Annotated in this window: 10 protein-coding genes and 2 pseudogenes; 9 read left to right on the top strand and 3 right to left on the bottom strand. The window is 71.7% G+C overall.

Translation table 11 applies throughout. From position 1 onward, the window contains the following. Window positions 1-2: 2 nt before the first annotated feature. Window positions 3-1,268, bottom strand: coding sequence for an ABC transporter substrate-binding protein (locus tag NBY69_RS10920; protein WP_250300455.1), 1,266 nt, complete (start codon window positions 1,266-1,268; stop codon window positions 3-5). A gap of 226 nt (window positions 1,269-1,494) precedes the next feature. Between NBY69_RS10920 and NBY69_RS10915 the strand changes: the two genes are divergently transcribed. Further along, window positions 1,495-2,625 carry a LacI family DNA-binding transcriptional regulator gene (locus NBY69_RS10915; protein ID WP_250300453.1) on the top strand — a complete coding sequence of 377 codons (1,131 nt, stop codon included), beginning with the start codon at window positions 1,495-1,497 and terminating at the stop codon, window positions 2,623-2,625. 15 nt (window positions 2,626-2,640) lie between these two features. Here the strand turns inward: NBY69_RS10915 and NBY69_RS10910 are convergent, their stop codons facing one another. Next, on the bottom strand, window positions 2,641-4,302 hold the full coding sequence (locus tag NBY69_RS10910; protein ID WP_250300451.1) for an IclR family transcriptional regulator C-terminal domain-containing protein: 1,662 nt from the start codon (window positions 4,300-4,302) through the stop codon (window positions 2,641-2,643). Window positions 4,303-4,441: 139 nt separating this feature from the next. Here NBY69_RS10910 and NBY69_RS10905 point away from each other — a divergent pair, with 139 nt between their 5' ends. From NBY69_RS10905 to NBY69_RS10870, 8 genes and pseudogenes are all read left to right on the top strand, one after another. Then, window positions 4,442-5,197 (top strand): CoA transferase subunit A, encoded by a 756-nt coding sequence (locus NBY69_RS10905; protein WP_250300449.1) that lies wholly within the window; start codon window positions 4,442-4,444, stop codon window positions 5,195-5,197. After that, window positions 5,197-5,832 carry a CoA transferase subunit B gene (locus NBY69_RS10900; protein WP_250300447.1) on the top strand — a complete coding sequence of 212 codons (636 nt, stop codon included), beginning with the start codon at window positions 5,197-5,199 and terminating at the stop codon, window positions 5,830-5,832. Before NBY69_RS10905 ends, NBY69_RS10900 begins: the two co-directional genes overlap by 1 nt. Window positions 5,833-6,014: 182 nt before the next feature. Beyond that, window positions 6,015-6,746 (top strand): protocatechuate 3,4-dioxygenase subunit beta, encoded by a 732-nt coding sequence (pcaH, locus tag NBY69_RS10895; RefSeq protein WP_250300445.1) that lies wholly within the window; start codon window positions 6,015-6,017, stop codon window positions 6,744-6,746. Beyond that, window positions 6,743-7,318, top strand: coding sequence for a protocatechuate 3,4-dioxygenase subunit alpha (pcaG, locus tag NBY69_RS10890; protein ID WP_250300444.1), 576 nt, complete (start codon window positions 6,743-6,745; stop codon window positions 7,316-7,318). The genes pcaH and pcaG overlap by 4 nt, the downstream gene beginning before the upstream one ends. Continuing rightward, window positions 7,305-8,648, top strand: a pseudogene (gene pcaB / locus NBY69_RS10885) (3-carboxy-cis,cis-muconate cycloisomerase); the annotation flags it as partial. The gene pcaG and the pseudogene pcaB, both read left to right, overlap by 14 nt. 209 nt (window positions 8,649-8,857) lie before the next feature. Beyond that, window positions 8,858-10,036, top strand: a complete 1,179-nt coding sequence (gene pcaD, locus NBY69_RS10880; protein WP_250300442.1) for a 3-oxoadipate enol-lactonase — start codon at window positions 8,858-8,860, stop codon at window positions 10,034-10,036. Next, a complete protein-coding gene (locus NBY69_RS10875) occupies window positions 10,033-11,244 on the top strand; it encodes a 4-hydroxybenzoate 3-monooxygenase (protein ID WP_250300440.1) in 1,212 nt (403 codons plus the stop codon). Before pcaD ends, NBY69_RS10875 begins: the two co-directional genes overlap by 4 nt. A gap of 140 nt (window positions 11,245-11,384) precedes the next feature. Then, a complete protein-coding gene (locus NBY69_RS10870; RefSeq protein WP_250300438.1) occupies window positions 11,385-12,152 on the top strand; it encodes a class I SAM-dependent methyltransferase in 768 nt (255 codons plus the stop codon). A 75-nt stretch (window positions 12,153-12,227) separates the two neighbouring features. Here the strand turns inward: NBY69_RS10870 and NBY69_RS10865 are convergent. Further along, window positions 12,228-12,426 (bottom strand): annotated as a pseudogene (locus NBY69_RS10865) (chitinase); the annotation flags it as partial.

Genomic DNA, 12,426 nt, shown 5'->3' with positions numbered 1-12,426 from the left:
CCTTACATCCGGCCGATGGCGGCTTCGGCGAGCCGGCCGAGTTCCGCGATGGCGTCCTTCGCGGACTGGCCGCCCACGATGGCGGGTTCCAGCGTCGGCTTGATCTTTTCCCGGATCTCCATCCAGGCCGCGGTGCCGCCCTCCGAACAGGCGGAGCCCATGTTCTTCAGCGAGATGTCGACGAACTTGTTCTCCTTGGCGTAACCGGAGTCGTCGAGATCGCTGAGTCCGGGCACCGAGCCGCGCTGTTCGGCGGCGCCGAGGACCGAATCGGGGGTCGCGAGGTACTCGACGAGGGCGCGTGCCGCCGCCGGGTGCTTGGAACTGGCGGACTGGGTGACGAGGGTGCCGCCCTGGAGCATCGCGGGCCTGCGGTTGGCGAGAATGAACGCGCCGACCTTGTCCTCCTTGATGAGCTCCGGATTCTGGACCTCCAGCTGGTGCCACAGCCCGCTGGTCGTCATCATCATCGACGCCTTGCCGGTCTGGATGTTCGTAGGGGCGCCGAGATCCGTCTTCTTCGTGTAGTCCGCGGAACCGTCGGCGCTCAGGTCCTTGAAGAACTGCAGCGCCTCTACCCCGCGGGCGTCGGTGAACCGCACCTTCTTGCCGTCCGCGCTGAACAGCGAGCCGCCGTTCGCGTACAGGAACGCCTCCCAGCACTGCCGCAGTTCGATGGAGAACGGGTCGAAACCGGTTCGCCCGTGCCCCGTCAACTGCTTCGCCACCGCGCGGAGTTCCTGCCAGTTGGCCGGAGTCTTCCGGATTCCGGCCGCCTCGAAGTGGTCCTTGCGGAAGACGACGATCCGGGTGTCGAGGACGACCGGCAGGGCGTACAGCTTGCCGTCGTAGCGGGACGGCTCCAGGACCCGCTTCTGGTAGTCGTGCGCGGTGGCCAGCTCCTCCGGGAGCGGGGCGATCGCCTTCTTGGCGGCGAACGGGGGGATCCAGCCGACACCCATCATCATGACGTCGGGCAGCAACCCGCCCGCGAGGCCGGTGGTGATCTTCTCGTTGAGCTGGGTGTACGTGGTGTAGTCCACGTTGACCTTGACGCGCGGGTGCTTCTTGCGGAACCCGCCGAGGATCTCCTGCTCCAGGAGCTTCTTGCCGTCGGATCCTTCGTAGATCGGGGTGAGGAGGGTGATCTCGCCCTCGGCGGGGCCGTCGGCCGAGCCGGCCGTGGTGCTGCCGGCGCCGCATCCGGTGAGGGCGACGGCGGTCCCCGCGCCGATGACAGTGAGCATCGATCGTCTGCTGAGTTCCATGGGGCACCCCTTTTGAGGTGAAGGCGATGGATCGATCCAGTCATTGCACCCCAGAGATGGCTGGGAAGTGCTTGTAAATCGATGCACTGAGAGTAGGAACGTCTCCGGAGGGACGTCAACAGCTGGTACGCAAGAATCTTTCAGGGAAGTTAACGGATGTATCGGTGAAGAGAGTTCAGTAAATCGGTACACTGAGTTCGCTAGTGCGGTCCGAACCGGAGGTGGCATGAGCCAGGTAACGATCCATCAGGTCGCGGAGGCCGCAGGGGTCTCCGCAAGTACGGTCTCCAACGTCCTCAACGGGCGTACGGACCGTATGCAGGCCACGACGCTCGCCCGCGTGGAGCAGGCGATAGAACGGCTCAGCTACCGGCCCAACCGCGCGGCCCGCATGCTGCGCACCGGCCGGATCAAGGTCATCGGCCTCATCGTGCCGTCGGTCGCCAACCCCTTCTGGGGTTCACTCGCCCGCGAGTTGGAGGCCATCGCCCTCGCCGATGGGTACCACGTACTGCTCTGCAACAGCGAGCGTGATCCCGCGCGTGAGCTGAAGTACGGGGAGGAACTGCTCGCGGACGGGGTGAGCGGTGTGGTGCTCTGCTCCTCGCTGCCCACGCTCGACCATGTGACTCCGCTGCTCAGCCGCGGCCTCAAGATGGTCGCGTTCGACCGCACCGCGCAGGCGGGCGACCCGCCCTCGCTGGCCAGTATCAGCGTGGACAACGCGATGGGCGCCGAACTGGCGACCCGTCACCTGATCGAACTCGGCCATCGCAGGCTGGCGTTCGTCTCGGGCTCCGTGCACAGCGTCAACCGCCGCGAACGGCTGCGCGGCTTCCACGCCGCGCTGGAGGCGGCCGGGCTCGACCCCGGGGACGCCGTGGTGTGGCCGGGAGCCGTCACCACGGAGTTCGGGGACAAGGACGCCGCCGAGCTGGGCCGGAACGCTGCCCGGGAACTCCTCACCGGGGACCGTCCGCCCACCGCGTTCGTCGCCATCAACGACATGTGCGCGATCGGCATCTGCCGGGGGGCGAAGGACGCGGGCCGCAGGGCCGGACACGACATCTCGGTGGTCGGCTTCGACGACATCCTGCTCGCCGACCTCTTCGAACCGCCGCTCACCACGGTCCGTCAGCCACTGCCCGAGATGGCGGCCGAGACCTTCCAGCAGCTGCGTGCCTGCATCGAGTCGGCGCCCGCGGCCGGACGGTCCCTGCTCATCCGGCCGCGCCTGGTGGTCCGGGAGTCCACCGCTGCCGCACCCCGTACGCCGGAACCAGGTCCTGTCCGGCCGGTCTTCGCCGACAGCCCGGCGGAGGCTGCCCTGCCGTCCACCGCCGGAGGTTCCCGCTGACCGGCCGATCGCTGGTCAGTCGATCCGCAGTGGCTGCCGGTCGGAGACCAGGGCGACATCGCCGGTGATCCGGGCGCCGCACTCCCGCAGGGCCGGCAGGATGCCGGTACGTGCTGCGTCCGCCGAGGTGCGCCCGGCGTGCAGGGAGACGTTCACCGCGGCGATCACCGAGCCGTTCCGGTCCCGCACCGGTACCGCGAGCGACCGCAGCCCCTCCTCCAACTCCTGGTCGACCATGGCATATCCGGACTCCTCCGTGGTGTCCAGGACGGCGCGGACGGCGTCGGCGCCGGTGAGTGTGTGCGGTGTCAGCGGGCGCAGTCCGGCGCTGCCGAGCCGGGCGGCTCGCTCAGTGGGGGGCAGCCCGGCGAGCAGTACCCGGCCCATCGACGTGGCGTACGCGGGGAAGCGGGTGCCGACCGTGATGTTCACGCTCATGATGCGCCCGGCGGCGACGCGCGCCACGTAACGGATGTCGTCACCGTCCAGGACCGCCACCGATGCCGACTCGTGGACCTGTGCCACCAGGGCGGCCAGGTGCGGCTGGGCGAGCTCGCCGAGGGTGAGCCCGGACAGGACGGAATAGCCGAGTTCGAGCACCCGCGGGGTGGGGGAGAAGAGCCCGTCGGCCGACTCGGCGTACCCCTTCTGCTGCAGTGTCAGCAGCGAACGCCGGGCGGTGGCACGGGAAAGCGCAGTGGTACGGGCGACCGCGGCGAGCGGCAGCCCGCCCTCGGTGGAGCCCAGGGCCGCGAGCACCGAGAGGCCCCGGGCGAGCGACTGGAGGTACGCGGGCCCCAGCTCCTCCTTCGGGTCCCGTGAGGCGTCACGGTCCGGGACGTCCGGGGCCGGGCTCCGCGGGGTGTGCGCCGCGAGCGCCGCCGTCATGGCCCGCGCCGTGTGCCGCATCCGGTCCAGCGCGAAGCCGCGCAGCGAGTCGGCGGAGTGACGGCTGGTGTGGCTGACCACGCTCAGCGCGCACACCGTACGACCGGTGGCGTCGGCGACCGGTACGGCCAGCGCCACCAGGCCCGGCTCGACCAGTTGATCGTCCACGGACCAGCCGCGCTCCCGTGTGAGCGCCGCACGCCGCACGAGCCCCGCCTCGGTGGCGCGGACATCCGTGCCGGCCGGCAGCGGGACCGCGAACGCCGTACCGCCCCCGTCGTCGCGCCGCTCGCGCCAGACCGTGTACTGCTCGGGCCCCCAGTCCGCCGCGAACAGTGCGCCCGGGGCGCAGGATTCGGCCGGGAGCGCGTCACCGGTCCGGAAACTCACGGACAGGGTGCGTCTGCGGGTGGCCTGCGTGACGAAGCGGACCGCGTCCACGTCCGGCACCGCGAGCGAGACGGATTCGTCGAGGGCGTCGGCCAACTGCTCGGCGAGCGGCCCGAGTACGTCCGCCAGGGGGGCCGCGCGCAGGTAGGCGCCGCCCAGTTCCATCGAACGCGGGGCGAGCGCCAGGTCCCGGCCGTCGGCCCGCAGGTGTCCCAGATGTACGAGCGTGGTCGCGATGCGGTCGACGGGCGAACGGGCCAGGCCGGTGGCGCGGGCCAGTTCGCTGGCGCTCAGCCGCCCGCCCGGCGCCGCGGCGAGCGTGCGCAACACGGTGAGGCCCCGCTCCAGCGGGCCCGCGGGGGCCTCGTCGGCGGCGTCGGTGGTGCTGATCTGCGGCATCGGTCTCCTCCTCGTGCTCGGAACGGTACCGGTCGGGCCGGTCGGCACGCGCACCGTTGACAACCGGGCCGGTACGGGCGGAGACTCGCCGACACAATTTGAACAATAGTTCATCAGGCGAACGCGATCGGACGGACGGATGGACAAGACAGTTCCCACGGCTGCTGAGGCGGTCGCCGGCATCGGCGACGGATCCTCGCTGGCCGTGGGCGGCTTCGGCCTCAGCGGAGTGCCCGATGTGCTGATAGCCGCCCTCCACCGGCAGGGCGCGCGCGGGCTGAGCGTGGTGTCCAACAACTGCGGCGTGGACGGCGGTGGGCTGGGCATCCTGCTGGCGGCCGGACGGATCGTCAGGGTCACCGGCAGCTATGTCGGCGAGAACAAGGAGTTCGCCCGCCGCTACCTGGGCGGCGAACTCGAACTGGAACTCACCCCGCAGGGCACCCTCGCCGAGCGGCTCCGCGCGGGCGGCGCCGGTATTCCGGCCTTCTTCACGCCCGCGGGCGTCGGCACCCCGGTCGCCGAGGGCGGACTGCCCTGGCGCTACGCCCCGGACGGCACGGTGGCGCTGGGCTCCCCCGCCAAGGAAGTACGCGAGTTCGACGGCGCCGAGTACGTCCTGGAGCGTGCGATCACCACGGACTTCGCCCTGGTCCGCGCCGCGCGGGGCGACCGGCACGGGAATCTCGTCTTCCGCCGGGCGGCCCGCAACTTCAACCCGCTGGCCGCGATGGCCGGGCGGATCACCGTCGCCGAGGTGGAGCAACTGGTCGAGCCCGGCGAGCTGGACCCGGACGAGATCCACGTACCGGGGGTGTTCGTGCAGCACGTACTCGAACTGACCCCGCAGCAGGCGGCGGACAAGGGAATCGAGAAGAAGAAGGTGCGCGGCTGATGGCCTGGTCCAGGGACGAGATGGCGGCCCGCGCCGCCGGTGAACTGCCGGACGGCAGTTACGCGAACCTCGGCATCGGTCTGCCGACACTGATCCCCAGCTTCCTGCCCGACGGCGTGGACGTGGTGTTCCAGTCCGAGAACGGGATCCTCGGCGTCGGCCCGTACCCGACCGAGGCGGAGGTGGACCCCGATCTGGTCAACGCGGGCAAGGAGACGGTCACCGTCGTACCGGGCGCCTCCTTCTTCGACTCCGCGCTCTCCTTCGGCATGATCCGCGGCGGTCACATCGATGTCGCGGTGCTCGGTGCCATGCAGGTGTCCGCCCGCGGCGACCTGGCCAACTGGATGATTCCCGGAAAAATGGTCAAGGGCATGGGCGGCGCGATGGACCTGGTGCACGGCGCCCGCCGGGTCGTCGTGCTGATGGAGCACAACGCCAGGGACGGCAGCCCCAAACTCCTGGAGGAGTGCACCCTGCCGCTCACCGGCAGAGCGTGCGTGCACCGGATCATCACCGACCTCGGCGTACTGGACGTCACGGCGGACGGCCTGCTGCTGGTGGAGACCGCCCCCGGCGTGAGCCCGCGGGAACTGCGCGACCGCACCGCGGCGAAGGTCCTTCAGGCACCGTGACCGCCCCGGCCATGTGGCCGACCCGTACCCCTGCTTCCACGTGGCCGACCCGTACCCGCGCTTCCACACGGCGCACCGGTCCCGCCGTTCCCACGCGGTCCACCGGTACTCCCGTTCCCACGCGGCATACCACCGCTTCCGCACGACACACCCCTACCGCCGTTCCCACGAGGAGAGCTCGGATGACCGAACAAGCAACCGTCGACGCGGAGATGGCGGCCGTCGTCCCCGACGGCCGGGCACACCCGGCCCGCGACTACGCCCCGTACCGCAGCACCGCCCTGCGCCACCCCCGGCAGTCGCTGGTGGTGGTCGAGGACCCGGAAGCCGTCGAACTGACCGGACCCGTCTTCGGCGTCACCGACGTCACGGACCTGGACGCGGACCTGACCCGGCAGCACACCGGCGAGCCGCTCGGCGAGCGGATCACCGTCACCGGCCGCGTCGTCGACCGTGACAACAGGCCCGTACGCGGGCAGCTCGTGGAGATGTGGCAGGCCAACTCCTCCGGTCGCTACGCCCATCTGCGCGACCAGCACCCCGCCCCGCTCGACCCCAACTTCACCGGTGTGGGGCGGTGCCTGACGGACCAGCAGGGCAACTACAGCTTCACCACCGTCAAGCCGGGCGCGTATCCGTGGCGCAACCACCTCAACGCCTGGCGGCCCGCCCACATCCACTTCTCCCTCTTCGGAACCGCCTTCACCCAGCGTCTGGTCACCCAGATGTACTTCCCCGGCGATCCGCTGTTCCGCTACGACCCGATCTTCCAGTCCGTGACCGACCCGGCAGCCCGCGACCGCCTGGTCGCCGAGTATGTCCACGACCTGTCCCGGTCCGAGTGGTCCCTCGGCTACCGCTTCGACATCGTGCTCGACGGCCCGCAGGCGACCTGGACGGAGGACGCACAGTGACCGTCCCGCCCCTTCCCACCCCCTCGCAGACCGTGGGCCCCTTCTACGGATACGCCCTCCCCTTCACCGGCGGCGGCGAGATCGCACCGGCCGGCCACCCCGACGCGGTCACCGTGCACGGCCGGGTCCTCGACGGCGACGGCAGCCCCGTGCCCGACGCGCTGCTCGACTTCTGGCAGGCCGCCCCCGACGGCTCCCGCACCGGCGCCCCCGGCTCGCTGCGCCGCGATCCGGTGACCGGCGCGGTACTGGGCCGCCACGGCGTGGACTTCACCGGCTTCGGCCGCGTCGCCACCGACGCCGACGGCCACTGGGCGCTCCGCACCCTGCTGCCGCGCCACGACACCCCGTACCTGTCCATCTGCGTCTTCGCCCGCGGACTGCTGCACCACCTCTACACCCGTGCCTATCTGCCCGTGCCCGGGTACGAGCCGGACGCGCTGCTCGTCTCGCTCCCCGCCGAGCGGCGCGCCACGCTGGTGGCCGACGAGGAGCGCAGCGGGGTCTACGGTTTCGACATCAGGCTCCAGGGGGGAACCACCGAGGAGACGGTCTTCCTTGACTTCCACTGACTCCGGCACCCTCCCCGGCCCCTCTGACGTCGGACTGCTGGGCCCCGGCTGGGCCGGTTCGCCGGTCGAGGAAGCGACCGGCGACCAGGCGTTCCTCCAGGGCATGCTGGACGCCGAGGCGGCGCTGACGCGCGCGCAGGCAGCCCTCGGCCTGGTCCCCGCCGAGGCCGCCGACGCGGTCGGCCGGGCGGCGCGGGCCGCAGATTTCGACCTGCGGGCGCTGGCGGTGAGCGCCCGCGCGGGCGGCAACCCGGTGATTCCGCTGATCGCCGCACTCACCCGCGCGGTACCCGAGCGGTACGCGGCCCACGTCCACCGCGGGGCCACCAGCCAGGACATCCTCGACACGGCGGCCATGCTGGTCGCCCACCGGGCGAGAGTGCTGATCACGGCGGATCTGGACCGCGCGGCGGAAGCACTCGCCCGGCTGGCGGCCGAACACCGCGCCACTCCGATGCCCGGCCGGACCCTGACGCAGCAGGCCGTCCCCACCACCTTCGGCCTCAAGGCCGCAGGCTGGCGCGAGCTGGTACTCGACGCCCGCGACCGGCTCGGCGCCGTCCCACTCCCCACCCAACTGGGCGGTGCCGCCGGGACATTGGCGGCCTTCGGGGAGCACGCCCTGCCGCTCGCCGCGCGCTTCGCCGCGGAGTGCGGCCTCGCCGAGCCCGTGCTGCCGTGGCACGTGCTGCGCACGCCCGTGGCCGAGCTGGGCGGCGCGCTGGCACTGACCGGCGGGGGGCTCGGCAAGATCGCCGCCGATGTGCTGGTGCTGTCGCGTACGGAGATCGCCGAAGTGGCCGAGGGCTCGGGCGGCGGCTCGTCCGCGATGCCGCACAAGGCCAACCCGGTGCGCGCCACCCTCATCGCCGCCGCCGCACGCCAACTCCCCTCTCTGGCAGCTGTGTTGTACGGATCGATGGTGGCTGAGGACGAACGCCCGGCAGGGGCCTGGCACGCCGAGTGGCAGCCCCTGCGCCAGGCACTGCGGCTGGTCGGGGGAGCGGCACGGGACGCGGTCGAACTCGCCGCCGGGCTGCGGGTATCACGGCGCACGATGCGCGAGCATCTCGATCTGACCTCGGGCCTGATCGTCTCCGAGCGGCTGGTCGCCGCATTCGAACCGCTGGTGGGACGCGGCGAAGCGCGGCGACTGCTGACCCGCGCCTCGCGCCGGGCCGCCGCCGGGGCGCTACCGCTGGCAGAGGCGCTCGCCGGTGAACCGGCACTCGCCGGGGCGCTCTCCGGAGCGCAGTTGAAGGAACTGCTCGACCCCACCGGCCATCTCGGCGCGGCCACCGCGCTGACGGACCGCGCCCTGCGGCACCGACGCACCGCCCCGCCCGGAGTCACCGCACCCACGCGGGCCGCAGGGGCGCACACCGCACTCACGCCGGCCGCACCCACGCACACCGCACCCACGCCGGCCGCACCCACGCGGGCCGCACCCACGCGGGCCGCACCCACGCCCGCCGCACCCCCGCACACGTACGACGCCACATCCGTACCCGACGATGTCACCCCAGAGGACCACCGCTCATGACCCCTCTCCTGCACCACCGGGCCGACGGATCCGCCGACGCGCCCGCGCTGCTCCTCGGCCCCTCGCTCGGCACCTCACTCGCGCTGTGGGACGCGCAGGTGCCCGCGCTGGCCCGGCACCATCACGTCGTCCGCTGGGATCTGCCCGGTCATGGCGGCACCCCGGTGGATGCCCTGCCCACCTCCGGCACCACGACCGTCGCCGATCTGGCCGGGCTCGTGCTCGCCCTGGCCGACAGCCTCCGCATCGACAGGTTCGCCTACGCGGGTGTGTCCCTGGGCGGCGCGGTCGGCGCCTGGCTCGCCGTGCACCATCCCGCACGGGTCACCTCGCTGGCCCTCGTCTGCTCCTCGGCGCGCTTCGGCGAACCAGCCGGCTGGCACGAGCGCGCCGCCGAGGTACGCGCCCACGGCACCGAAGCCGTCGCATCCGGCGCCGCCACCCGCTGGTTCACCCCGGCCTTCGCCGGAACACCCACCGCGAACGCCCTGGTCGACGACCTACGGGCCACCGCCCCCGCCGGATACGCGGCCTGCTGCGACGCCCTCGCCGCGTTCGATCTGCGGGGAACGCTGGCCCGGATCGAGGCGCCCACCCTCGTCGTCGCCGGACGCGACGACCCGGCCACCCCGGTCGCGCACGCCAGGGAACTGGCCGACGGCATCCCCGGCGCCGCACTCGTCGAAATCCCGGAAGCGTCCCATCTCGCCGCCGCCGAGCAACCCGACCGGGTACTCGCCGCACTGAACGGGCACCTGGGCGGAGCCCCGGGCGGGCAGCCGGCCGACGATGGGCGGGCGGCCGTCCGCGCCGCAGGGACGGAAGTACGCGGGGCCGTGCTCGGCGCCGCGCACGTGGCACGGGCGTCCGCCGCCACCAGCGCGTTCACCGCCCCGTTCCAGGACCTGATCACCCGCTACGCCTGGGGCGAGATCTGGACCCGCCCCGGCCTCGACCGCCGTACGCGCAGCTGCATCACCCTCACCGCGCTGATCGCCCGCGGACACCACGACGAACTCGCCCTGCACATCCGCGCCGCGCGCCGCAACGGACTCACCCACGAGGAGATCCAGGAAGTGCTGCTCCAGTCGGCCGTGTACTGCGGTGTACCCGCGGCCAACACCGCGTTCGCGATCGCGGACCGGATCCTGCAGGAAGAGGAGAACGACCGATGACCGGCACCACCACCCGTTCCGCCCGGACCACCGGCCGTACGACCGTCGGCATAGTCGGCGCCGGGCCGGCCGGGCTGCTGCTCGCCCGGCTGCTGCACCAGGCCGGTGTGGAGTGCGTGGTCCTGGAGAGCCGCGACCGGGCCTACGCCGAACAGCGCCAGCGCGCCGGGATCCTGGAACAGGGCACGGTGGACGCGCTGCGCGCCTGCGGCGCGGCGGACCGGCTGGACCGTGAGGGACTCGCCCACGACGGCATCGAGCTGCGCTGGGGCGGACGCGGTCACCGCATCGACCTTCCCGCCCTGACCGGCGGTCGGAAGGTCTGGGTGTACGCGCAGACCGAGGTGGTCAAGGACCTGATAGCCCTCCAGCTCGCCGACGGCCCCGAGCTGCTCTTCGAGGCCACGGTCACCGCGGTCACCGGAGCGGACACCGACCGGCCCGTCATCCACTACACCCACCAGGGCCGCGATTCCACGCTGGCCTGTGACTACGTGGTCGGCTGCGACGGATTCCACGGGGTGACCCGCACCGCCGTCCCGGAAGAACACCGGCGTAGCTACGAGCGGGTGTACCCCTACTCCTGGCTCGGCATCCTCGCCGATGTGCCCCCGTCCGTCGACGAGTTGGTGTACGCCCATTCGGAGCGGGGATTCGCCCTGCACAGCATGCGCTCGGAGACCGTCAGCAGGCTCTACCTCCAGGTACCCAACGGAACGGACCCGGCGCAGTGGTCCGACGAACGGATCTGGGACGAACTCGACGCCCGCTTCGCCGTCGCCGGTGACTGGAAGCTGCGGCGCGGCCCCATCACCTCGAAATCGGTGGTGCCCCTGCGCAGCCAGGTGACCGAACCGATGCGCTGGGGCCGGATACTGCTGGCCGGAGACGCCGCTCACATCGTGCCGCCGACCGGTGCCAAGGGACTCAACCTGGCGGTTTCCGACGTCGTCGTCCTCGCCCGTGCCTTCGCCCGGCTGCAGAGCACGGGGAACGACGATCTTCTCGACGCCTATTCGGACACCTGCCTGCGTCGCGTCTGGCGTGCCGAGCACTTCTCCTGGTTCATGACCACCACCTTGCACGTCGATCCGGAACAGGACGAGTTCACCACCCGGCTGCAGGTCTCGCAGCTGGACAGAATCGCCGGGTCCGGCCACGCCGCAGCCGAACTGGCGGAGAACTACGCGGGGTTGCCCATCGGCTGACCGGCTGCGGGGATCGTCTCGGTGCCGGAGTGCGGCCTGCCGGTGGCGGGAGGCCACACTCCGCCTACGTAGTCTGTGGACAAGGAGACCCACCCGGCGCGGACCGCTGGTGTGGAGCCGAGTACGAAGGTGGTAGTTGGATGTTCGCGCAGGCCAAGGCAGTGCTCTTCGGCGACCGGGGACCGCTCGCCCCGAAGGGCCCCACCTTTCGTGAGCTGACCGTGCAGGCGCTCTCGTCGATCGAGCACGGCTACGACCTGCTGGCGCCGAAGTTCGACGTGACCCCCTTCCGTACCCCCGACCGCCTCCTCGACGCGGTCACCGGGACCCTGCGGCCCCTCGGCCCGTTCACGGCGGGTGTCGACGTCTGCTGCGGCACCGGGGCAGGGATGCGGGTGCTGCGCCCGCTGTGTACGGAGCGGATCACCGGAGTGGATTTCAGCGCCGGCATGCTGGCCGCGGCCCGGCAGAACGACGCGGGCGCACCACCGCCTTCCGCGGAGTGGGTACGGGCCGACGCCCGCGCCCTGCCCTTCGACGAGGCCTTCGACCTGGCGGTGAGCTTCGGGGCGTTCGGGCACTTCCTGCCCGCCGAACGGCCCGGCCTCTTCGCCGGGGTGCACCGCGCGCTGCGCCCCGGCGGGGTCTTCGCCTTCCCCGTCGGCGCACCGCAGACCCTCCGCGATCCGCTGTACTGGACGCTGCTCGGCTTCGACGCGGTGATGCGCGTACGCAATCTCGTGTGGCGGCCACCGTTCGTCATGTACTACCGGACCTTCCCGCTGGGCGGGGTACGGGAGGACCTGACCGGGGCGGGGTTCTCCGTACGGCTGCTGCCGCTGGAGGAGTTCGGCCGCCGCGCCGACGGGAGCCCGAACTGGCGGCTCGTGGTCGCGCGCAAGGAATGACCGGCCGAAGCAGCGCCACCGGGGGAGCGGTGGCGCTGCTTCGCGTCTGCGGAGGACGTACCAGGAACTACGGAACTACGGCAGCGCGTGGACGTGCGGTCCGACCGCACGTGACCAGGCGTTGCCCGATGTGGCGTCCCAGTTGGTCGACCAGGTCATGGCGCCACGCAGTCCCGGGTAGGTCTTCGAGGGCTTGAACGAGCCGCAGCCCGTTCCCTTGGTGAGACAGTCCAGCGCGTTGTTGACGACGCTCGGTGACACGTAGCCGCTGCCT

This window comes from Streptomyces sp. A 4/2, assembly GCF_940670765.1.
GTDB lineage: Bacteria > Actinomycetota > Actinomycetes > Streptomycetales > Streptomycetaceae > Streptomyces.
Note: the sequence above shows the minus strand (reverse complement) of the source record. Positions and strands in the feature narration are given on the sequence as shown.

Excerpts from the sequence above, each read along its gene's own strand:
- NBY69_RS10920 (WP_250300455.1), bottom strand. The coding sequence starts at position 1,268 with ATGGAACTCAGCAGACGATCGATGCTCACTGTCATCGGCGCGGGGACC.
- NBY69_RS10915 (WP_250300453.1), top strand. The coding sequence starts at position 1,495 with ATGAGCCAGGTAACGATCCATCAGGTCGCGGAGGCCGCAGGGGTCTCC.
- NBY69_RS10910 (WP_250300451.1), bottom strand. The coding sequence starts at position 4,302 with ATGCCGCAGATCAGCACCACCGACGCCGCCGACGAGGCCCCCGCGGGC.
- NBY69_RS10905 (WP_250300449.1), top strand. The coding sequence starts at position 4,442 with ATGGACAAGACAGTTCCCACGGCTGCTGAGGCGGTCGCCGGCATCGGC.
- NBY69_RS10900 (WP_250300447.1), top strand. The coding sequence starts at position 5,197 with ATGGCCTGGTCCAGGGACGAGATGGCGGCCCGCGCCGCCGGTGAACTG.
- pcaH (WP_250300445.1), top strand. The coding sequence starts at position 6,015 with ATGACCGAACAAGCAACCGTCGACGCGGAGATGGCGGCCGTCGTCCCC.
- pcaD (WP_250300442.1), top strand. The coding sequence starts at position 8,858 with ATGACCCCTCTCCTGCACCACCGGGCCGACGGATCCGCCGACGCGCCC.
- NBY69_RS10875 (WP_250300440.1), top strand. The coding sequence starts at position 10,033 with ATGACCGGCACCACCACCCGTTCCGCCCGGACCACCGGCCGTACGACC.
- NBY69_RS10870 (WP_250300438.1), top strand. The coding sequence starts at position 11,385 with ATGTTCGCGCAGGCCAAGGCAGTGCTCTTCGGCGACCGGGGACCGCTC.